This is a genomic window from Sulfurovum aggregans (assembly GCF_055385215.1).
Genome location: NZ_AP042387.1, coordinates 116628 through 137220 on the forward strand (window position 1 = coordinate 116628; position 20593 = coordinate 137220).

The window sequence follows — 20593 nt, forward strand, 5'->3', positions numbered from 1 at the left end:
TTCATGCAAACACAAATTAAAGAAGCCTATGATGCGCTACTTTCTAAAGAGTATGACAAAGCATTTCTACTCTACAGCCGACTGGCAGAGCAAAAAGAATCTACAAGCTTCTATTACCTCGGATTTCTTTACTTCAGAGGCTTTGGTGTAGAACAGGACTCTAAAAAGGCTTTTGATAACCATCTTGAAGCTGCGACAAGAGAAGTCCCTGTAGCACAGTTTGAAGTAGCACTCATGCTTGAAAACGGTGAAGGATGTGAGCAGAACTTCTCAGAAGCTGCTTTCTGGTATGAAGAAGCTGCAAAAAGAGGCAACATCGATGCATTTAACAACCTGGCTGCCATGTTCAAAGAGGGACGCGGTGTAGAACAGGATTATAAAAAAGCCTATGTGCTTTTCAAAAAAGCCGCCATGGCTGGAAATGCCTCTGCACAGTTCAATTTGGGAGCACTCTATGATATGGGCTTAGGCTGTACGGAAGATAAAGAAAAAGCCATAGAGTGGTGCAGAAAAGCCTCTTTCCAGGGACACCAAAAAGCCAAAGAGATCATGATGCGTATGCAAAATGACGGACAGATCGTTTTTTAAAGTGATTTCTCTGATCCAAGATCATAAGTAGAATCTTCAACTATTTAAGAATTTCTTTCTGAACTCTGGTTCCGGAATCGGAGGACTGATAAGATACCCCTGATAACTAAGGGTATCATCGATCTCTTTCTGTGCCTCTTCTTCTATTCCCTCTACTACGATATTATAATTAAATTGTTTTCCGATTTCAATGATCGTTCGTATCAGTATAATATGCTCTTCATTGTATAACATATCACGAATAAACTCTCTGTCTATCTTTAAAACAGAAAATGAGAGTTTTTTCAGATAGGAAAGAGAAGAGTATCCTGTTCCAAAATCATCAATAGCACATTTTATTCCGTTGCTGCGAAGCTCTTTAATGACCTGCTGGGTTATTTCAAAATTATCGATCAATGATGTTTCCGTGATCTCAATTTTAATATCACTGTTATCAACCCCGTACTGTCTCAGTTTTGAGAAAAAGGTATTTGTAAAATCACTTTTGATCAACTGTTTTGCATTGATATTAATGGAAACATATCTTAATTTCCATTCACCCCGTTCTTTCCATTGGGAAATATAGAGACATACTTTTTCCAATACCCACCATCCAATATCTGAAATAGCACCGGACTCAATGGCCAGCGAGATAAAGTCTGCAGGCAGGATCACCCCTTTTTTCGGATGTTTCCAACGTATAAGAGCCTCTGCTGCACGCAGTGAATCATCTTTAATATTAACGATCGGCTGAAGGAAGAGTTCTAGTTGATCCTCTTGTATTGCAAAAATAAGATCATTCTGAGGGTCAAATGTTTTTTTACGTTCAGCATCCAGCTTGGTATTGTAGTATGAGATATGCTCCTGACCGTACTTTTTTGCCTGGTACATGGAAATATCTGCATGTCTTACGATCTCTTCGATATTATAAAAATTCGGTTCAATGATCACAATACCTATACTTGTCTTTATATTGAGCCTCATACCATCTATGATAAAAGGCTTATTAAAACATTCTTCTATTTTCAGTACATATTCATCAGCTTTATTTTTTGTCTTATCCATCTCTTTTGCAACAAAAGGAATGACAACAACAAACTCATCTCCCCCTAATCGGGTTAAATTATTTGACCTTTCAATAAGTAACTGCAACCGTTTGGCTATTTCTATCAAAAGTTTATCTCCAAAGGTATGTCCCAAAGAGTCATTAATATATTTAAAATGGTTCAGATCCAGATAAAAGAGAATCGAAAAATAACTGTGGTGTTTTTCTTCGTTGATCATATCTTCCATAAATTCTTTAAAGCCTCTTCTGTTACAAAGGGATGTCAAAGGATCATGTGATACAAGATATTTCAACTCTTTAAGTGCAGCATGTTCTTTTGTTTTATCTTCTATAAGCACTACACCGCCAATGATGACATTTCCCTGTCCGTAGATAGGAGAGCATTTTGCCTCAACCCAGAATTCTTTATTCTTAATAGAGTGATAAGGACCGACATAGGTCTGTGTTCCCATGATGAGTGAATCCTGTATCACTTCCGTTGGTTTTTTATCGGGAAGATCATTAATGTTCTTGCCGATTATCTCCTCTCTTTTCAGATCGAAAAGAGTTAAAAAAGACTGATTGCAGTCAATGATGTTCAGCGCAGTATCATAGGTAAAGATCCCGATAGGTGCCTGTTTGAAAAAGAGCTGAAGCATTTCCTGCTTTTCATGAAGTGTTGCCTGTACTTTTGATATCTCACGATTTTTCATTTCCAGAGCACGGCTCTGTTCAGTTGCATGTAAAATAATACTGATCTGAGTAAAGAAATAGAGAATCAGTAAAAAAGCAAGAATGATCGTATCTACTCTCATGAGAAAAAGCATTTCGATTGATATGGGAATAAGCAGTATGAGTAAATATCCTATAGCTGTACGGGCATCTTCAGCAAGAGAATTAACAGCTCCTCCACTGATCCCGATCAATATCGTAAAGATAAGAAGCTGTTGGTAATAATCCAACATAGGTGCTATCCAAAGGGCTAAGAAAGATAATAGAAATGCTGTGAGCCATGCTTTTAGAATAAATTGCTTATGCCAAAAAACAAGGGGATACCTGTCTGGATACTTTTCAAAAATATAGGCATCATAAAATCGTACCAAGGTTAATGCAACAATAGCCCCATACCAGATCAATATACTCTTCCCTGCGACAGGCATCAGAAAAAACAGGAAAATAGTTTCTAAAAGGATAAGAGAAATAAGCGTTCTTTTTGCAAATGAAAAAAGATTTTGAACTACTTCCCTCTTTACTCCCTGATAATGTCTCAACTTAAATAATTTTTTAAAAATAATCATGATTCTATTATACACTTATACACTAAATATAATTTGTCATTAAGACAAAATACAAATTTATTAATACTTATAATTCATCACCTGTCCTAATAATATCCAGTCCAAAACGTTCTCTTAGTTTTTGTATCTCTTGACTTAATCGGTTTTCATTCATATCTGTCTCAAAATGCATCAAGGAAAGCGTTTTTTTATGCTGTGAACTGAAATTGGAAACATTAAGTGAAAGTTTTATGGCTCCTTTCGAAGGAAGAGAAAGTTCTTCATACATTCTGGCCAATATTGTTTTAAAAAGAGTTTCACTGAATACTCTGTCTACGGTTGTACTTTTTTTTACTTTTGTACCATACTCATAATTTATTTTCAGATAATATGTTGTAGGATTTACTTCTATCGCCATGACCATATAGACAATGTGCCTTGCCATGATCATGATACGGCGTTTCACTTCATTTGCAGCGTAAATAGCATCAAAAGTACGACTGATACCTATGGATCTTCTGTCTCTTTTGTCAGTTATACCTTCATTATCGCTTCCTGTAACGCGATGATAGAGTTGAATCCCCGGTTTTTTCCATGAATAAAGAAGTGATCTGTGCCGTTTTATATCACCCAGCGTTGAGATGTAATGATCTCCCAGTCTCTTCTGAAATCCCTTTCCTATTCCCGGGAATGCCTTTACAGGTATTTTTTCAATATAAGTGTCTATATTTTTCACTTCATAAACGCCATAAGGTTTAGCAGATTCTGTGGCAAGCTTGGCTATCCACTTTGCCTTAGCGATGCCTATAGAGACAGGGATATCAAAATGCTCCAATATCTTTGCCTGTAGTTCTTTTGCAAAACTGTAGACCTCTTCATCTTTTATCCATCCACTTACATCACCGAAAAATTCATCTATGCTGTACTGCTCTACTTGAGGTATATGTGCTGTCATAAAGGCATGGATTTTATGTGACAGTTTATGATACAGTGGATAATTTGATGGCACTACTACCATTTGAGGGCAAAGCTGTAACGCCTGGGCAATAGGCATGGCTGTTTTAACACCCATGGCCCTGGCTTCATAACTGGCTGTCGTCACGATACCCCGTATCTTCTTACGTCCATCTATGTCATCTACAAAGTAAGACTCAAAGGTTTTCTTTTTATCACTATAAAACACAGGGGTTACAAACGCTCCACTGTTATCATTCATCAGTTTGATATGAGTTCGTTTTTTATTAAATATTTCCAGATTGCTACGACTTCCTACAGCCACAGGTATCCCTTTGAGAGAAGTATCCACAGAGCGTTCAGCAGAAGCAAAAAAACTGTCTATATCTATATGCAGGAACAAATGAAAAGCCTTGTTTTTATATTTGACCAAGTATATCCGACTTTGAACAAAAAAGTAAAAAGTATGACAGAATGTCATACTTTTTAACTTTATGAGAGGGAAGGGTTGCTGTTTTTTGTCTGAGGATCATTTTCTGATGGACTGTCTTCACCGGAAGGTTGAAAAGCACTTGGTCTGGTTTTGTGGGAGAGCTTTAGGATCATTGTGGTGATGACTGCTCCTCCCGGAACGATCCAAATAACAGTCAGTCCAGCCATTTTGAATATATCTATGATCTGATAGCCAGCTTTTCTGTATTCTTTTTTTCTGATAAGAGAAGGGATCTCAATGGTTTCTCTGATCTCTATATTAATGCCTTTACCAATTTTCTTTGTAAATTTGGCAAATCGCTTAATACGTTCCAATTTTTGTCCTTTACATGTTTAATAATGATCATTTTACTTTGGTTTGAAGGATACAATAACAGAATCATACAATAATTGTACAAATAATCTAAATCAATGAAAAGAATTTTGGAATAGTATAAATATTAAGAGGATTTGAATGGCGGACAGTGAGGGATTCGAACCCTCGGTACCGTTACCAGTACGCATCCTTAGCAGGGATGTGGTTTCAGCCAACTCACCCAACTGTCCGTGTGTTTTGTGGGTGAGATTATAATGCATTTGCCTTAAATGAAAGCTTAAAAAAGCTTATTTTTTTCTTTTTTAATCTTTTTTCAATACAACTTGATTTTTACCATTTATTTTTGCTTCATAAAGTGCTTTATCTGCCCTTCTCAATATGCTATCACTATCATCATTCTCTTGACGATAGGCTAACCCAAGACTTGATGAAAGATGTCCTATGGTATTAAAAGAGTGTCTATCAATGATTTGACGAATATCTTCAGCTTTGATCATAGCATCCTCAAGACTGCTATCTTCTAATAATAGTAAAAATTCTTCACCTCCCCATCTGGCAAAAATGTCTTCTTTACGTGTATGACTTTTTACTAATGATGTAAATTCTTTTAGGACTTCATCACCAACCTGATGTCCGTATGTATCATTTATTTTCTTGAAGTCATCAAGGTCAAGTACGATCAAAGCAAAATTACTTTTTTTCTCTTTTAGCATCTCTTTAAGTCTATTGCTTAGATAGCCTTTTCGATACACATTGGTCAAAGGGTCAAGTTGCATTATCTTGGAAAGATTTGTGATCTTCGTAAGCGTAAAAAGTTTATATCTTGTCTCAACAAGTGTTGCTTGTAAAATGAAAGTATCATTACCTATTTTGATATGTTCTTCATTACCATCAACACGATCAAAAAGTTCATCATAATTTTTTAGGGTATTATCAAATTTTTCGTAAAGTTTTAAATTTTTTCTTCTAATGTCTTCTATATCTTTTGCATGAAAATAGTCTATAAATTTTTTATTTGCAAATTCAATTTTTTCAGCATCTGTAACAAAAAGCAGTGCATTTTGGTTATCAACTACTTTTTGTAAAGTATTATACAGCAATGTAGATTCATTACTGTATTGAAGTAGATTTTGTTTGCTAAGTGTGATCGCAGTAATATTGTGAATTAATACAATGGCTGTATTTTGATCACAGTATTCTATGGAAATATTAACATAATACTCATTTTTATGTACAGATTCCAAACTAAAAAGACAGTATTTTTCAACAAAGATCTTTTTGATCTCTTCTTCGTTACCTACCAATTCAGGTAAATAATCTAAAATATTATCACCCTCTTTGGGTGTACTATCAAGATATTTCTTCACACCATCAGATGCACTGATCACATTTAATTCTCTATCAACCAAAATGTATTCAAAAATGTTTTTGGACAGTATAGCATTAAGTATGATTTGTATATTTCTCACAGCAATATCTCCTTGGCTAGTGTAATAAAAAGAGTATCAACATTACTATCGTCTTTAGCAGAGGTCAAAAATGCATTTCCCGAGAGGTTAAGTGCTTCTTGTTGTTGTATGTTTAACAGGTCGGATTTGTTATAGGCTACAACATATTTTGCATTCTGATTAAGCACTAAAAAGGTATTGATATGTTCATTAAGACTTTCTATGGTTTCACTTCTATTCACATCACAGACAAAGATAGCCCCACTCGCCCCTTTAAAATAGGAATGAGGTATACTTTTCATGGGTGTAGCACCCTCTACATCCCATATAAGAAGTTCACATTCTATATCATTTAAGATCAGTAACTTCTTTGATATCTTTACCCCTATGGTTGTTAGATAACTATCATTAAAAGTATTATCTACATACCTACGGATAAGACTGGTCTTGCCAACACAAAAGTCTCCAAGAAGCAGTATTTTTTTTCTAATCATGTATTTGTTTTCTTTATAGAATTTATCATTTTTTGTGTATTTATTTCAAATTTTATCTTAATTCGTCTTGAAGCTTCTTTGTCCTCTACCCCATTTACAATAATAGAATTTTCGTTGGCTAAGCCTTTGGCTTGTAATATCTTTACAAGATGATATTTTTTTGAAACATTTAATTGCAACAAATACTCTTTTATCTTCAGTGCTCTTTGTAGTGAAAGGTTTTTATTATATGCATAGCTTCCACTACTGTCTGTATATCCCTCAATGATGATACTTTTAATATATGGTGCTATTTGTTTATCATTCATCAATTGTTCAACATATATTTCAAAAGCATCAGCAAGAGGCTTGATTACTTCTATGTTTGGTATGACATCCTCTATATTGAACAGTCTTTTATTTTTAAAATCCAAAGAAGCATCTTCACTACAAAATGTATCATTTTTTGCAAATCGTTTCGCTAATTTCTTTATAATGTGTTGTTTCATCTGCGTAATTTTTTTTATTTGACTTGTTGTGTTTTTTAGTCTGTCTATTTCAGTTTGTGCATTATCATATTTTGCTGCTAAAGTATTCATTCTTTGTTCTAGTGTAGCTACCTTGTCTAGCAGCTGACTCATATGTACAGAGAGATTACCTTCTACTTGTGAAATAAGATTATTTTGATTAGTAAATTTTTTATCTATCTCTTCTAGAGGCATATGCATATCATTGATAAACGTTTCTCCGGTTTCTTTTAAAATGATTTTTTGAATTGCATAAAAATCATGCATTGATGAAATATTGCCAGAAATATGCATTTTGTTATCTATACGCTTAATATGCACACTTTGTTGTGTTTTTCCCAAAATATGATTTTCCAAACGATAAGCAAAATAATATTGATTCAATAAGTAGAAGAAGTAACCGAACAAAATGACGCCTGGAAAAATCAATATATATTTCACAGGGCTTTTTTTTATAAGGCTTTTCTTGGATTCTGTATCGTTCTCTTTTTCGGTTTTTGTTTGCATATATAAAAAAGTATGCATCATTTGTGAGATTGACTTAACCTCTTCACTGCTGTCATCACCATCAAAATGTTGAAAATATGAACTATAGTTTTTAACCAGCTTTGCGAAGAATTCATTAATTTTTGAACGCTGTTCGTGATCCGGTTCAGCATCCAAAAAAGCGATCAAGTACACAGAGCCGGCACTCTCAATGTAAAGCGTAGCATTCCCGTAACTGAGTAGTTGTACTTCAGAGCTCTCTTTGGCATTTTGTATCCAGTCGTTTACAAAATCTTTAATGGCACTTGCCATAGAAGCGACCATATGCGGATCATCGATCTCTTTATCATTCAGATGGGCTTCTGCGACAAGTAATCCTGTCTCTTTTTGGATCACAAACAAAGATTGGATAGTCGCATCACTGCTCTCTTCCAGAAGTAATTCCGTTTCACTGACACCTGTAATTTTAGATTTGATCTTTCGTTTGTATTTATCAAAAGAGAGTCCATCTTCTATTTTTTCATTGATGCTTTCTATCATCTCTTTAATTGCAGTAGAAACATATTTAGAGATCATCCCACCCATAATCGGATACAGTGCATCTACCATTACATTCTGATTTTCAGCGATCTCTTTTGCAATAGCCGGGGCTATCACACTTTGAAGTGACTCACTGAGTTCAGTCAGGTTATTTGAAGATGATTGAGAGATAATCTTTGTAAAATGATCTGAAAGTATTTTGATTGTTTGGGCATCTTTATTTCGTAAGCGTTCCAAAAGGATTTCATCAAATAGAGGAGTAACTCTTTCTATGATAGTCTCTTGATCCTGAGATTGGAAATCAAGTGTTTTTAATTTTGCTTCTAGTTTTTTAAGCTGTTCGAGTTCAGGCTCAAGAAGCAGCTTCTTAAGCTGTTCTAACTCCGAAATACTATTTTTCAGTCTTCGTGCCTTGTGCAAGAGCAGAACCTATATCCGTACCTTGTATCTTCATGGCAACATCTAAAAGCATTTGTGCCATAGAATCACGGGAGAGTTTATCATCAGAAAGCTTATCAAGTCCTGCTTCCAGTGTTGCTTGGATTTCTGCTTTCATCACATTTAAATTTTCTGACATTTTTTTATTTTCATCAGAAATATTCTCTTTTATTATCTTCAGTTTTGCATCAAATTCATCTTTTTGATTATTGATCTGATCTTGCAAGCTTTCATCAGTAGTATCTATAAGCTCTTTGAGTTTACTTCTTTCTTTTTGAGTAGCAGAGGAAAGATTGTCTATCTTTTTTTCAATCACTTCAAGCGAACGCTCTGTCTCTTTCTGAAGTTTTACGTGTGATTCATGAAAAGCTTTTGTAAGTTTATCTTCCAAAATTTTGAGAGTATTGTTCAAGCTGTTGAACCTTTCTTCAAAATCTTTAATTTGAGAACCGAAGATAATATCTCTGATCTGATCTACATTATTTATATTTTTATCTGACATTTTTGCCTCTTTTTATGAAAATAAAATCTTTTAATCGATAGATTCTATCCAAAAATATCTAATATAAAGATATTATTATTGTATGATTTCATTACAAAAAGAAATTTAAAATCAAGGTAGAAAATAAAAATGTTAAAAAAATTTACACCACTTATCGTTCTGGCACTCTTTGGTGTAGGTGCTTATTTTATGATACAAGGGATGCATAGTGCCTTGGAAATGACCAAACAGAAAAAAGAGATCAAAAAGCAGAAATAACTTTGAGTATTTCTTCTACTTTTACTTTCGGATTTTCATCTCTATAAATAGGTCTGCCTACTACAGGATAGTCTACACCCTCTTTGGCTGCAAGTTCCAGCGTAGCCACACGCTGTTGATCCCCTGCATCTTCACCGAAAGGACGGATGCCTGGACAGAGCGTTAAAAACTTTTCAGAGGTAGCATTTTTGATAGCCCTGCTCTCAAATGTTGAGCAGACTACACCATCCAATCCATTCTCATAACTCATCTTGGCGAACTGTTCTGCTTTTTCATCGATGCTTTTTTCATATACTGCTCGAAAGTTGGCTTCATCAAAAGAGGTTAAAGCTGTCACTGCCAATACGAGTGGTCTGTTTTTATAGGTAGAGAGTCTTTCCATGACTGTTTTCATAGCTACTGCACCTGCGGATGCATGAATATTGAACATATCTACGCCAAGTTTGGCTATCTCCTCAGCTGCATCTGCCATGGTATTAGGGATATCATAAAGTTTCAGGTCAAGAAATATCTTGAAATCCGGGTTGATGGCCTTAAGCGCTTCTATAAAAGGTTTACCGTCACGAATGTAGGCACGAAAGCCTACTTTCATCCAAACATTGTACGATTTAAGTGACTCTGCCAGAGCCAAATTCTCTTCTGCAGACGGCAGATCGAGTGCAACACATAGTTCCATAGTTAAAACCCTTATCTTTTAGTGGTATAATAATATCCTAAATTCAATAAACAAGGACTAAACGAATATGTTTGGAAAACAATCAAAAAGATACGACATCCCTCAAGATGTAATGGATACATACCAATACGCAAAGATCAAAACGAACAAAGGTGACATTTGGGTAAAACTCTATCCTGAAGATGCACCTAACACTGTGGCAAACTTCGCTCACTTGGCAAATGAAGGGTTCTACAACAACCTTAAGTTCCACAGAGTGATCCCGGGATTCATGGCTCAGGGCGGTTGCCCTCACTCAGGACCTACAGGTAACCCGGCAATGGCTGGTACAGGCGGACCGGACTGGCAGATAGACTGTGAGACCGACACTAGTACAAACCCACACAGAAGAGGAACTCTCTCTATGGCTCATGCAGGACCGAACACAGGAGGAAGCCAGTTCTTCATTACTTTTGTACCAACTCCACACCTGGATGGTGTTCACACGGTATTTGGTGCGATTGAGGAAGATGACACGGATTCTTTCATGGTGCTTGATAATATTGAGCAGAATGATGATATTGAATCTATTGAGATTCACGCTACAAAAGCGTAAATCTACCCTTTTAACCCTCGTTCCACCTCTCCTGAGGTGGAATGCATACAAGAGTTTGATTTCTTTACAAAAGCTTCTTTTGTATTTTAGGGTTTCTTTTCTACTTTTTTAGAAAAAGTAGAACAAAAAGCGTTGTCCTCTCGAAACGCGACGTAATCTTTGCAGGTTTGCAAAAATTACTGCTTACAAGGTTGTTCGGACAACAGATTTATTATTTAAATAATGGGAGTGTTTGATGTATGGTTTTTATAGAGTTGCAGCAGCAGTAAACAAAACAGTTGTAGGAAATCCTGCTAAAAATGCTGAAGAAGTTCTCGCTCTCATTAAAGAAGCTCACTCTAAAGAGGTCAGTGTCGTTGTATTTCCGGAGCTTACGCTTACAGGATACACTGCCAGTGACCTTTTGCTTAACCAGACGCTTATTGCTTCGCAAGATGAATCTTTGGAACATATATTAAAAAATATAGAAAAGATTGATACTGTTGCTATTATCGGTATAGCCGTACTTGAAGCAGATAGACTCTATAACTCTGCTGTTGTAGTACAAAATGGAAAAATACTGGGAGCCGTACCGAAAAGCTATCTTCCCAACAAAAAAGAGTTCTATGAAAAACGTCAGTTCGTAAGTGGTCGTGACATTGTACGCACAACTACAGAACTTTTGGGGGAAGAAGTACCTTTTGGGGTTGACCTTCTCTTTACTGACAAAGCTGATATGACTTTCGGCATAGAGATATGTGAAGATCTTTGGGCTGTAACACCTCCCAGTAATCACATGGCAAGTAACGGAGCCAACCTGCTGTTCAATATGAGTGCAAGTAATGAACTCATAGGTAAGCATGAGTACCGTGAAGAGTTGGTACGTACACAGAGTGCCAGATGTATGGCTGCATATGTTTACAGTTCTGCCGGTGTAGGTGAATCTACGACAGATACGGTCTTTGGAGGACATGCCATCATCAGTGAGTATGGTACTACACTCGTTCAGAATGAACGCTTTAGTCTTGAGAGTAGTCTTATAACAGCCGATGTGGACCTGGAACGCCTCAGATGGCTTCGTCTCAATGAGTCCAGCTATGGTGACGGCAGACGCAAGAAAACAAGAACGATCAAGGTAGATACGCTACCATGTATCTCTAAACTGGATAGAGAGATCACCCCTGATCCCTTCGTACCTTCACGCTATGCCGACAAAAAGAACCGCTGTGATGAAATAGTCCACATACAGGCACACGGTCTCATCAAACGTATGAACCATGCACAGATCAAAAAAGCTGTTATAGGTATCTCAGGCGGTCTTGACTCTACCCTCGCCCTGCTCTCTACACACAGGGCATTTGAGATGATGGGTTGGGAGAATAAAGATATCATTGCTGTAACCATGCCCGGATTTGGAACTACAAGTAGAACCAGGTCAAATGCCGTGAAACTTTGTGAAGCGCTGGGTGTAACACTGAAAGAGGTGGACATTACCGATATATCCCTCAAGGAATTTGAAGCCATAGAGCATGATAAAGACGAGCACAACGTAACATATGAGAATGTACAGGCACGTGCCAGAACATCTATATTAATGAATATGGCAAATAAAGAAGGGGGACTTGTCATCGGTACAGGTGATCTCAGTGAGATCGCCCTTGGCTGGAGCACCTATAACGGTGACCACATGAGTATGTATGCCCTCAACTCAGGCATTCCAAAAACACTCATCAAGTATGTGATTGAATACTACAAATCCAACGAGTCTGTTGCTGATATAATCGATGATATTTTAGACACACCTATAAGCCCGGAACTCCTTCCTCATAAAGAAGATGAGATAGTCCAGGAAACAGAAGCGATCGTAGGTCCATACGAGCTGCATGACTTCTTTTTATACCACTTCATCAAGTACGGAGCCAAACCAAGTAAGATACGATTCCTTGCGACCATAGCATTTGATACTAAATACGATGAAAAAACGATCACTAAATGGCTCAAACTCTTTTTAAGACGTTTCTTTACGCAACAGTTCAAGCGTTCATGTATGCCGGATGGTCCGAAAGTAGGTACGATCTCTTTAAGTCCCAGAGCAGATTGGAAGATGGCCAGTGATGCGGATTTTGAGGCTTGGTTGGAAGAGTTGGAGTAATATAGAGTTACCCTCGTTCCTTTACTTAATATAGCAAAGGAGAATGAGAGAATTTCTCTACATCCGCCTAACGATATACGGAAGGGGTTGTAGAATAAATCTTATTTTTTCTTATTTTGTGTAACAGCTTCTGCAATACCTTTAGCAAAACCTTCTTCTACAGTTTCTATGGTTGTACTTGCACCATAAATCCCACCCCATGCAAATGTTTTATTGAGATTAAATTCAGTGACTTTTCTCTTTGTAGGTAATACAAGTACATTTGTATTTGCATCTATATGTATTTGTCCTAAACCAGCTAATAACATACGGGCAAATGCATTCCCCTTTTCATACTTAAGAAGTTTAATATCCAATTCATACTGATTTGATTTAGCAGTTTTAGGATTATTCATTTTAAGAATATCTATCTCTTTTTTAACTTTTTCAGCTAAACGATTTTTTTCTGCCTCTGTTATTGCAACCTCTTCCTTGGCATTTACTGTTACGGAGACAGTATCGTTAGAATTGATCTTAAAAGCCTTAGTATATGCTTTGATATGTGTAGGCTTTGGTGCCGAGGTTGCTGTACACCCACTAAAAATCAATATACTTGATAATCCGATCAAAATATATTTCATTGTGCTCCATGTTGTTTTTTTCATTGCTTTCTTCCCCTGATATAATTTTTATCTAAATAAACATTAGATTTTATATTCTACCAAAAGAGTATTAAACGCCATACACAATAGAATACTCAAGCTGAGATAGTGTATTATATATATTCCCACGCAAAGCATGTGAACAAAAGGCAATATAAGGAAGTGGGGACTTCAGTCCCACTAGAAGTTTAAACGATTAAGCAAGTTATGAAAAACTTCCATAAAGTTATGGCTGTGAGGTGGGACTGAAGTCTCCACTTCCGAATACTACAGAATAAGGAAAAACCATATGAAAACCAGCAAACCCCTAAAACATTTCACACAAACTGCACTTCAAGGACTCTTTGGACTTTTACCTGTTGTTATTATCGTAGTAGTAATACTCTGGCTTTATGGCAAAATAGACCTTTTGATAGGTTGGGTATTTAAAACTGTGGGATTTGTACCTCAGAAACATGAATTTTTATGGTTTATGCTGATCATAGTTATCTTTTTGCTTCTTTTGTATTTCATGGGGCACATTATGAAGACAAAATTAGCTGGTTACTTCGGGGTGATACTTAAAAAAATACCCGGCTACTCAACCATCAAAGACATCATCGGCATCTTTAACTCTTCCAAAGAGGGAGAGAACCAGGTACTTGTTGTTGCCATACGCGGTTTTGCAAATGAAGGCTATAACATAGGGTTAATGTACTCACAAAAAGAGAGTATCATCAAAGACCATTACACAGTGACACTCTCTATGTCCCCTATCCCGAACGGCGGATATATGTTTGAGGTACATAAGGATAATATCTACGTCATAGACTCTGCAACTTTTGACGATAATCTTCAGTATCTGCTTTCTATGGGGGTGAAAAGCTTTGCAGAGATCATAAAGAGTGAACCAAAGGATCTGGATGAATTGGTACTGTTGAGTAATTGGTTGGAAATACATCAAAAACAAACATCATAAAAAGTGCTATAATAAGAAAAAGAGAAAAGGAGAAAATAATGGAAAAAGAACTTAAAGAGATCATTGAACAATCCAAAAAGTCACTTGAAAAATCTGAAGAGAAAATAGAAGCGATCAGTAAAGAGTTTACAGAAGAAGGAAATGAATTCTGGATTGGGCTGAAAAAACGTTTATCTGACATTAATGACAAACTGAAAGATGCATCCAGAGAGTTTGAAGGAAACACAGAACTTCAAGGCCATCTTGCCATAATGGAAGCACGTGACAAACTTGAAATAATAAGAGAGAGTACAGAAAAGTTCATTTTTAAAGTATCTAAAAAAATGGAAGAAGAGTTAGATATAGCCGAACTGAAAGCACATCTTGCAAAAATGGAAACAGAAGACAAATGGGAAGAGACAAAAAAAGAGTTATCCCACAGATATGCAGTCTCCAAGGTAGAAGTTGAACAACTTGCAAAGAAAGCCGGAAAAGAGATAAATGAGATATTTCTTAAATTAACCGAAATAGTATGATAAAAGATCCATACAACAGAGAATGAAACTATACTATAACACTCTATCTTAGTGTATATGGTATGAAGAGTCTGCAACTGGGCAAGTATGCTGAAAGTACTGAAAGCTGATATCAAAAGAGCTTATTCCAGACAGGTCATCACTATAAAAGATACAAACAAGGCTGTATTCAGCAAATGGAGTGTACAAAAAGTACATTTTTACCCTTTGGTCTCCCCGGTACCTAAAATGCTGCCCAGATAATACTTCCTCTAAAACAGGAAGTACCGTTTAACTCTAATTGTTATAGAATCACATTATGCAAAAAAATTTACCTTACATAGCCATTTTCATTGTATTGCTATATGCACTTTACAATGCAAAATTTCGTCATCCTGAAAAACCAGAGATCAAAACAGATACACACTATACAGAGCACATAAAAGTACATCAAAAGACCCATTATGAAGATGAACTTTCCAGGCTACAGACAACAGAGTATGTAAAACAATATATCATCAATGTCATCAATCATGGTTCAAATCAGTTTGATTTCAAAGGAGGTGAGATGGAAAAAGGATTTGCTTCTGTAAAAGATGCGCCAAAGATCGCTTGCTATGTTCTGGAACTTTCCGGAAAGAAGTGTAAAGAGCCTTATCCAAAAGATGCTGCTATGTTCTACACCAGTATCTGTGCCGGATGTCATGGAAATGATGGCAAAGGTTTAGGGGGTACTTACCCCGATCTTACCAGAAATAAATTATTGGGTATTGAAAAAAGAGAAGCATTTTTAAAATCAATGATGATGAAATAAAACAGATCACCTTACAGGACACTATACCGCTCCATAAAATCATCTTCATTAACGAAAATGCTCTTATAAGTGCAGGATAAAAATATGATATTTTTCTGGATAATCATTAAATAATATCATTTTTCAATCATTTTTCAATCATTTTTTATTAAATAAGCTTAACCCTAAGAAAAGAGGGTACAATAGATTCGATGAAAGATGAGGTTCGAGTTCATCTATCGTGTGTTAAGTGTGTGTGTTAAACTCTGCTAGACCCCCGAAAGACTCTCACCGATTTGGATTCCGCTTATATTAGGGAGACCCCATAAGTGAATATTATTACCCAAAGGTACAACAATGGCAGAATTAGTAAACGGAACTGTAAAATGGTTCAACGATGAAAAAGGTTATGGATTTATCCAACAAGAGAACGGTGGGAGCGATGTATTCGTACATTTCCGTCAAGTAAATAACGAAGCTGGTGGTCGTGTAACACTTGCAGAAGGTCAAGCTGTAACATTCGAGATCGGTGAAGGTCAAAAAGGCCCACAAGCTGAGAACGTAACTGCACTTTAATCGTGCTTCCTTATAGGCTTTACGCCTATAAGTCCTTCCTAATAATTTATCTTCAAATCTTTATCATAAGAAATTTCAAACAATACATCAATTTTTCTAGTTTCATGTGCATCTAATGTAAGTTTTATCTCTATTTTTCCCTCTTTAAAAAGTTTATAATTTACTTTTTGATCTGATTTCACCTCTAAAAGTTTTACTTTTATCTCCTCTGTTGTAGAAGTTGGTATACGTTCATTATCCTTTTATTCGGTAGTGGTATTATTCTCCTTTACCTGAGACAAATACGCTTCATTTTTCTTTTGCAGATAATCATAGATAGCTTTTACTTCCTCATTCGTCAGGTAGTATCTTGGCATGATCTCATGATAACTGTTTACACTTTTGATCATGGTCTGAAGAGTTTCCATACGTATATCAGGCCCTTTTATAGCCTGTTTTCCATGAATATCACGAAACTCGACTATGGTTGTACCTGCACCCTCTTTGCCATGGCACTGGGAACAGCTTACTCCCCTTGGATTGTTATAAAGCATTTCACCATACTCATAGTGTGAAATAAAATCTTCATCTGCCCCCAGCAACAACGGTACTAAAAGCAATAATCTCTTTATGATCATATATACGTTAATTCCCCCTAAACTATTTTTGATATAATACCTTAAAAAAATAAAGGGCATCTCAATGCAACTTATCGATGGTAAAGCCTTAGCCAAAAAAGTACAGGATTCTGTAGCGACCGAAGTCGAGCAGCTGAAACAGGAAGAAAATATCGTTCCCGGACTTGCAGTGATCCTTGTAGGTGATGATCCGGCAAGTCATGCCTATGTAAAAATGAAAGCAAAAGCGTGTGAAAGGGTCGGTTTCTACTCCATTACACACAATATGCCCGATACCATTTCCCAGGATGAGATCATAGCAACCATCGAAATGATGAATGACAATCCCCGTATAGACGGTATTCTGGTACAACTTCCTTTACCAAAACATATAGATACAGATAAAATACTGGAAGTCATAGATCCCAAAAAAGATGTAGATGGTTTTCATGCGTACAATGTAGGCCGTCTGGTGACCGGTCTTGACAGTTTTGTAGCCTGTACCCCTCTGGGTGTTATGAAAATGTTTGAAGAGTATGAGATCGATCTCCAAGGTAAAGATGTCTGTGTTGTAGGGGCAAGCAATATCGTAGGTAAACCTATGGCATCTCTGCTTCTTAATGCAAATGCTACAGTGACGGTTACACATATCTTTACCAAAGACCTTAAAGCACATACTTCCAAAGCCGACATCATTGTTGTAGGTGTCGGTGTTCCCGGGCTCATCAAGGAAGATATGGTGAAAGAAGGTGCTATCATCATTGATATCGGTATCAACCGCATAGAAGACGGTTCACTTGTGGGGGATGTTGATTTCAAAAATGTTGCTTCCAAATGTTCATATATTACCCCGGTACCGGGCGGTGTCGGTCCAATGACTATTGCGATGCTGCTTTCAAATACCCTAAAATCTGCCAAACAAAGGGTTTAAGTGAAAAAGTTTCTCTCAGCATTTTATAGATTTTCAAGTTCATGGACAGGTACGGTCATCATCGTACTTTTTCTTATTTTCTTTGTAGCACAGTCCTTTGTCATTCCAAGTGGTTCTATGAAAAGAACGCAACTCATAGGTGACTTCCTTTTTGCTAAAAAGTACTCTTACGGTATCCCTATCCCTCATCTGCCTTGGCTGGAAATACCTCTTTTACCGGACTTTAACAATAACGGTCACCTCATAGAAGGTCCCAGACCGAAAAGAGAAGATATTGTTATCTTTCGTTATCCTAAAACCCCTAAGATACACTACGTAAAACGTTGTGTTGCTGTAGGTGGAGATGAACTCATCTATGCAAACAAAAAACTTCTCATTCACTTTCATGAAGGAGATGAATATATTAGGAAAAACTATCCTCAAGAAAAGATCGTCTCACTTAGAGGTAAATTATGGGTAGAAAATCCCTACATGAATAAATACCCGGGTATACAGTATGTACCTGAAGGGATGAATATCTTTGAAGTACTGCTTCGTTACTATAGCTACAATAAAGAGATCGATATGACTCCCGTCATGGTAGAGGGACTCAATGCTCCGGTATTTGAACTGGGAAGTAAAGTGATCAATGCACTTTACACTAAAGTAGAAGAAGACCACTTTTATATGATAGGTGACAACCGTGACAACTCCAATGACAGTCGGTTTTGGGGTTCTGTACCCTATAAACTCATCGTCGGTAAGCCTTGGCTTATCTATATGAGTTTGGAACATCGTTCCTATGACCGTGTTTTTAAAGGCGATCAATATGGTGGCGGGAGAGACCATGCAGGGCTCAAACGTGTCTGTGGCGATGTAGCTATAGACTCCAAAGAGTGTGAAGCACTTTGGAACAGACAGCGTTTTACCGTCCGTTGGGGACGTGTAGGAAGACGCATCGAATCTATACAACTGGAAGAACCAATTCAATAAGGGAAAAAATATGTCAAAAAAATTCTATATAGCAACAGACCATGCCGGGTATGCAGTGAAAGCCTATGTCAAAGAGATCGTTACCGGTCTGGGGCATGAGATCATTGACCTTGGACCGGATTCTGCAGACAGAGTGGACTACCCTGACTTTGCCAAAAAGTGTGCCCAGGCAGTACTTGCCGATGAAGGGAGCTTTGGCATTCTTATCTGCGGTACAGGTATCGGCATCTCTATATCAGCAAACAAAGTAAAAGGTATCCGTGCAGCACTCTGTCACGACCACTATACTGCAAAACTCACCAGACAGCACAATGATGCGAATATCCTCTGTTTCGGGGAGCGTGTCGTAGGAAAAGGTGTCATAGAAGATATGATAGAGGTCTTTGCCAACACTGAGTTCGAAGGCGGACGTCACGCCGGACGTGTAAGTAAAATAGAAGGCTGTGCTTTTGGTACAGATCTGGGGTAAACGGTACGTTAATTTTGAGCTATATATCTAAAGGGCTCACTACCCTCCCCTTATTCATCTCAGCTACTACATGGGTATAGACCATCGTAGTCTCTACACTTTTATGTCCAAGCAATTCTTGAATGCTTCTTAGATCAATGCCACTTTGTAAAAGGTGTGTAGCATAAGAGTGTCTAAATATATGTGAAGTTACTCTTTTGTGTATGCCAGCCTTCATAGCCGCCTGCTTGATGTTTCTGCCCAAAGTCTTTTCATGCACATGATGTCGCCTGATCACTTTACTTCTGGGGTCTTTGGCAACATTTCTCATAGGAAAGAGAAACTGCCATTTGGTCTCAACCTTGGCATTGGGATATTTCCGCTCCAATGCATAAGGCAGATAGACTGTACCGTACCCGTCTGCTACATCCTTTTGATGCAACGCTTCTACATACTCTACCTGAGCTTTGAGCCTTTGTTTAAGTACCTGAGGTAGTGGTACTGTACGGTCTTTGAGACTTTTGCTGTCCCAAATGTATACTTTGTCAAATCCAAAGTCGATATCTTTTATACGTAAATTCAATACCTCTTTCATACGTAATCCACATCCATACATCATCTGCACCATCAGTTGATAAACTCCTGTAAGATTGGCTATAACATTTTGCACTTCATCTTTAGTAAGTACTTGCGGAATGTGCTTTCTCTCTTGAGCTCTAAGGGCTTGTATATTCCAACTGCTTATATCAATACCAAGTACCTCTTTATAAAGAAAAAGTATAGCTGAAAAGGCTTGGTTCTGTGTAGTTGGCGATACCTTTTTTTGTATAGCAAGATATGTCAAAAACTCTTCTATTTCACATTTAGCCATCTCAATCGGATGCTTTTTATTGTGAAAAATAATGTAATATTTTATCCAGTAAATATATGTTCTCTCTGTTGATATACTATAATGTTTAAAGCGAATCTTATCTCTTACTATCTCCAATAATTTTCTCTTAGGTTTTTGCATAATTTATCTCCTTAAAATTATATTAAAAAGGACAAAATGTCTGTTATTGACTATATTTGCCAAATAACGGACATTTTGTTCAAATAATGCCAAATATCCTGCAAAAAGGACATTATGTATAGTTATAATTGTAATAAATTTTGAAGAAAACAGATAAAAAAATGACAAATTGTCATATTTTTGTCATTTTTATGCATTATTTGAAAAATAACAGGACATTTTTATGTTCTGTTATTTATGGTTGTTAAGGCTGATAGGTATATAATGTTCCTTGAATAAATAGTTGCCTCGGACGCTTCGCTTACCGAGGCAACGGGGGCGCGGGCTGAACACCCGCTGGTCGCCCGGCGCAAAGCGCCAGGCAACAAGCGGGAGGAGCAAACACCCCCTCCTGAAAGCAAGCTTTCTTCCGTGGGTGTTGCTCACCCGCGCCCCCGTTATACTTTA

The 20593-nt window shown here is 37.0% G+C and carries 24 protein-coding genes and 1 tRNA gene; 12 read left to right on the forward strand and 13 right to left on the reverse strand.

Annotation, left to right across the window (positions count from 1 at the left end; all coding sequences use genetic code 11):
- The first annotated feature begins 3 nt into the window (after positions 1-3).
- The gene (locus tag ACZ48W_RS00510) at positions 4-588 is read left to right on the forward strand and encodes a tetratricopeptide repeat protein (RefSeq protein WP_464828813.1); all 585 of its coding nucleotides are present in this window, start codon (positions 4-6) and stop codon (positions 586-588) included.
- A 36-nt stretch (positions 589-624) separates the two neighbouring features.
- On the opposite strand, the gene ACZ48W_RS00515 is transcribed toward ACZ48W_RS00510, so the two are convergent.
- The 8 genes from ACZ48W_RS00515 to ACZ48W_RS00550 form a co-directional block, all read right to left on the reverse strand.
- Positions 625-2910, reverse strand: a complete 2286-nt coding sequence (locus tag ACZ48W_RS00515; protein ID WP_464828814.1) for a putative bifunctional diguanylate cyclase/phosphodiesterase — start codon at positions 2908-2910, stop codon at positions 625-627.
- A gap of 67 nt (positions 2911-2977) precedes the next feature.
- Positions 2978-4246: a Y-family DNA polymerase gene (locus ACZ48W_RS00520; protein ID WP_464828815.1), complete on the reverse strand. Its 1269-nt coding sequence runs from the start codon at positions 4244-4246 to the stop codon at positions 2978-2980.
- An 89-nt stretch (positions 4247-4335) separates the two neighbouring features.
- Positions 4336-4650: a hypothetical protein gene (locus ACZ48W_RS00525; protein ID WP_464828816.1), complete on the reverse strand. Its 315-nt coding sequence runs from the start codon at positions 4648-4650 to the stop codon at positions 4336-4338.
- 140 nt (positions 4651-4790) lie between these two features.
- Positions 4791-4881, reverse strand: a tRNA-Ser gene (locus tag ACZ48W_RS00530).
- Positions 4882-4953: 72 nt separating this feature from the next.
- Entirely contained in the window at positions 4954-6120 is a 1167-nt protein-coding gene (locus ACZ48W_RS00535; protein WP_464828817.1) for a GGDEF domain-containing protein, read from the reverse strand.
- Entirely contained in the window at positions 6117-6593 is a 477-nt protein-coding gene (locus ACZ48W_RS00540; protein WP_464828818.1) for a Rab family GTPase, read from the reverse strand. The genes ACZ48W_RS00535 and ACZ48W_RS00540 overlap by 4 nt, the downstream gene beginning before the upstream one ends.
- Positions 6590-8545: an OmpA family protein gene (locus tag ACZ48W_RS00545; protein ID WP_464828819.1), complete on the reverse strand. Its 1956-nt coding sequence runs from the start codon at positions 8543-8545 to the stop codon at positions 6590-6592. Before ACZ48W_RS00545 ends, ACZ48W_RS00540 begins: the two co-directional genes overlap by 4 nt.
- Entirely contained in the window at positions 8517-9065 is a 549-nt protein-coding gene (locus ACZ48W_RS00550; RefSeq protein WP_464828820.1) for a hypothetical protein, read from the reverse strand. Before ACZ48W_RS00550 ends, ACZ48W_RS00545 begins: the two co-directional genes overlap by 29 nt.
- Positions 9066-9194: 129 nt before the next feature.
- On the opposite strand from ACZ48W_RS00550, the gene ACZ48W_RS00555 reads away from it, so the two are divergent.
- Complete coding sequence (locus ACZ48W_RS00555; RefSeq protein ID WP_464828821.1) at positions 9195-9323, forward strand: hypothetical protein; 129 nt, start codon at positions 9195-9197, stop codon at positions 9321-9323.
- On the opposite strand, the gene pyrF is transcribed toward ACZ48W_RS00555, so the two are convergent.
- The gene (gene pyrF / locus ACZ48W_RS00560; protein WP_464828822.1) at positions 9307-9999 is read right to left on the reverse strand and encodes an orotidine-5'-phosphate decarboxylase; all 693 of its coding nucleotides are present in this window, start codon (positions 9997-9999) and stop codon (positions 9307-9309) included. The genes ACZ48W_RS00555 and pyrF overlap by 17 nt on opposite strands.
- Before the next feature lie 67 nt (positions 10000-10066).
- Between pyrF and ACZ48W_RS00565 the strand changes: the two genes are divergently transcribed.
- Both ACZ48W_RS00565 and ACZ48W_RS00570 read left to right on the forward strand, forming a co-directional pair.
- A complete protein-coding gene (locus ACZ48W_RS00565) occupies positions 10067-10594 on the forward strand; it encodes a peptidylprolyl isomerase (RefSeq protein WP_464828823.1) in 528 nt (175 codons plus the stop codon).
- A 235-nt stretch (positions 10595-10829) separates the two neighbouring features.
- On the forward strand, positions 10830-12725 hold the full coding sequence (locus ACZ48W_RS00570) for an NAD(+) synthase (protein ID WP_464828824.1): 1896 nt from the start codon (positions 10830-10832) through the stop codon (positions 12723-12725).
- Positions 12726-12826: 101 nt separating this feature from the next.
- On the opposite strand, the gene ACZ48W_RS00575 is transcribed toward ACZ48W_RS00570, so the two are convergent.
- Entirely contained in the window at positions 12827-13369 is a 543-nt protein-coding gene (locus tag ACZ48W_RS00575; protein WP_464828825.1) for a DUF4410 domain-containing protein, read from the reverse strand.
- Positions 13370-13655: 286 nt separating this feature from the next.
- Here ACZ48W_RS00575 and ACZ48W_RS00580 point away from each other — a divergent pair, with 286 nt between their 5' ends.
- The 5 genes from ACZ48W_RS00580 to ACZ48W_RS00600 all read left to right on the forward strand — a co-directional run bounded on the left by ACZ48W_RS00580 (position 13656) and on the right by ACZ48W_RS00600 (position 16187).
- Positions 13656-14324 carry a DUF502 domain-containing protein gene (locus ACZ48W_RS00580; RefSeq protein WP_464828826.1) on the forward strand — a complete coding sequence of 223 codons (669 nt, stop codon included), beginning with the start codon at positions 13656-13658 and terminating at the stop codon, positions 14322-14324.
- A 38-nt stretch (positions 14325-14362) separates the two neighbouring features.
- Positions 14363-14839, forward strand: a complete 477-nt coding sequence (locus ACZ48W_RS00585) for a hypothetical protein (RefSeq protein WP_464828827.1) — start codon at positions 14363-14365, stop codon at positions 14837-14839.
- 87 nt (positions 14840-14926) lie between these two features.
- On the forward strand, positions 14927-15082 hold the full coding sequence (locus ACZ48W_RS00590; RefSeq protein WP_464828828.1) for a hypothetical protein: 156 nt from the start codon (positions 14927-14929) through the stop codon (positions 15080-15082).
- Between the two features lie 55 nt (positions 15083-15137).
- On the forward strand, positions 15138-15632 hold the full coding sequence (locus ACZ48W_RS00595) for a hypothetical protein (RefSeq protein WP_464828829.1): 495 nt from the start codon (positions 15138-15140) through the stop codon (positions 15630-15632).
- A gap of 336 nt (positions 15633-15968) precedes the next feature.
- Positions 15969-16187, forward strand: a complete 219-nt coding sequence (locus ACZ48W_RS00600; protein WP_464828830.1) for a cold-shock protein — start codon at positions 15969-15971, stop codon at positions 16185-16187.
- A gap of 38 nt (positions 16188-16225) precedes the next feature.
- Here the strand turns inward: ACZ48W_RS00600 and ACZ48W_RS00605 are convergent, their stop codons facing one another.
- Positions 16226-16369, reverse strand: coding sequence for a hypothetical protein (locus tag ACZ48W_RS00605; RefSeq protein ID WP_464828831.1), 144 nt, complete (start codon positions 16367-16369; stop codon positions 16226-16228).
- A 60-nt stretch (positions 16370-16429) separates the two neighbouring features.
- Positions 16430-16804, reverse strand: coding sequence for a c-type cytochrome (locus tag ACZ48W_RS00610; protein WP_464828832.1), 375 nt, complete (start codon positions 16802-16804; stop codon positions 16430-16432).
- Positions 16805-16868: 64 nt separating this feature from the next.
- Here ACZ48W_RS00610 and folD point away from each other — a divergent pair, with 64 nt between their 5' ends.
- Genes folD through rpiB form a run of 3 tightly spaced genes read left to right on the forward strand, consistent with a single transcriptional unit; the run spans position 16869 to position 19155 of the window.
- On the forward strand, positions 16869-17714 hold the full coding sequence (gene folD, locus ACZ48W_RS00615; RefSeq protein WP_464828833.1) for a bifunctional methylenetetrahydrofolate dehydrogenase/methenyltetrahydrofolate cyclohydrolase FolD: 846 nt from the start codon (positions 16869-16871) through the stop codon (positions 17712-17714).
- Entirely contained in the window at positions 17715-18686 is a 972-nt protein-coding gene (gene lepB / locus ACZ48W_RS00620; RefSeq protein ID WP_464828834.1) for a signal peptidase I, read from the forward strand.
- Between the two features lie 10 nt (positions 18687-18696).
- Positions 18697-19155 (forward strand): ribose 5-phosphate isomerase B, encoded by a 459-nt coding sequence (gene rpiB / locus ACZ48W_RS00625; protein ID WP_464828835.1) that lies wholly within the window; start codon positions 18697-18699, stop codon positions 19153-19155.
- Positions 19156-19174: 19 nt separating this feature from the next.
- Here the strand turns inward: rpiB and ACZ48W_RS00630 are convergent, their stop codons facing one another.
- Complete coding sequence (locus ACZ48W_RS00630) at positions 19175-20146, reverse strand: integron integrase (protein ID WP_464828836.1); 972 nt, start codon at positions 20144-20146, stop codon at positions 19175-19177.
- Positions 20147-20593: the final 447 nt, after the last annotated feature.

What these genes read in the sequence shown, in the direction of transcription:
- ACZ48W_RS00510 (WP_464828813.1), top strand. Translation starts at nt 4, where the DNA reads ATGCAAACACAAATTAAAGAAGCCTATGATGCGCTACTTTCTAAAGAG.
- ACZ48W_RS00515 (WP_464828814.1), bottom strand. Translation starts at nt 2,910, where the DNA reads ATGATTATTTTTAAAAAATTATTTAAGTTGAGACATTATCAGGGAGTA.
- ACZ48W_RS00540 (WP_464828818.1), bottom strand. Translation starts at nt 6,593, where the DNA reads ATGATTAGAAAAAAAATACTGCTTCTTGGAGACTTTTGTGTTGGCAAG.
- ACZ48W_RS00550 (WP_464828820.1), bottom strand. Translation starts at nt 9,065, where the DNA reads ATGTCAGATAAAAATATAAATAATGTAGATCAGATCAGAGATATTATC.
- ACZ48W_RS00555 (WP_464828821.1), top strand. Translation starts at nt 9,195, where the DNA reads ATGTTAAAAAAATTTACACCACTTATCGTTCTGGCACTCTTTGGTGTA.
- pyrF (WP_464828822.1), bottom strand. Translation starts at nt 9,999, where the DNA reads ATGGAACTATGTGTTGCACTCGATCTGCCGTCTGCAGAAGAGAATTTG.
- ACZ48W_RS00565 (WP_464828823.1), top strand. Translation starts at nt 10,067, where the DNA reads ATGTTTGGAAAACAATCAAAAAGATACGACATCCCTCAAGATGTAATG.
- ACZ48W_RS00570 (WP_464828824.1), top strand. Translation starts at nt 10,830, where the DNA reads ATGTATGGTTTTTATAGAGTTGCAGCAGCAGTAAACAAAACAGTTGTA.
- ACZ48W_RS00575 (WP_464828825.1), bottom strand. Translation starts at nt 13,369, where the DNA reads ATGAAAAAAACAACATGGAGCACAATGAAATATATTTTGATCGGATTA.
- ACZ48W_RS00580 (WP_464828826.1), top strand. Translation starts at nt 13,656, where the DNA reads ATGAAAACCAGCAAACCCCTAAAACATTTCACACAAACTGCACTTCAA.
- ACZ48W_RS00585 (WP_464828827.1), top strand. Translation starts at nt 14,363, where the DNA reads ATGGAAAAAGAACTTAAAGAGATCATTGAACAATCCAAAAAGTCACTT.
- ACZ48W_RS00590 (WP_464828828.1), top strand. Translation starts at nt 14,927, where the DNA reads ATGCTGAAAGTACTGAAAGCTGATATCAAAAGAGCTTATTCCAGACAG.
- ACZ48W_RS00595 (WP_464828829.1), top strand. Translation starts at nt 15,138, where the DNA reads ATGCAAAAAAATTTACCTTACATAGCCATTTTCATTGTATTGCTATAT.
- ACZ48W_RS00600 (WP_464828830.1), top strand. Translation starts at nt 15,969, where the DNA reads ATGGCAGAATTAGTAAACGGAACTGTAAAATGGTTCAACGATGAAAAA.
- ACZ48W_RS00610 (WP_464828832.1), bottom strand. Translation starts at nt 16,804, where the DNA reads ATGATCATAAAGAGATTATTGCTTTTAGTACCGTTGTTGCTGGGGGCA.
- folD (WP_464828833.1), top strand. Translation starts at nt 16,869, where the DNA reads ATGCAACTTATCGATGGTAAAGCCTTAGCCAAAAAAGTACAGGATTCT.
- rpiB (WP_464828835.1), top strand. Translation starts at nt 18,697, where the DNA reads ATGTCAAAAAAATTCTATATAGCAACAGACCATGCCGGGTATGCAGTG.
- ACZ48W_RS00630 (WP_464828836.1), bottom strand. Translation starts at nt 20,146, where the DNA reads ATGCAAAAACCTAAGAGAAAATTATTGGAGATAGTAAGAGATAAGATT.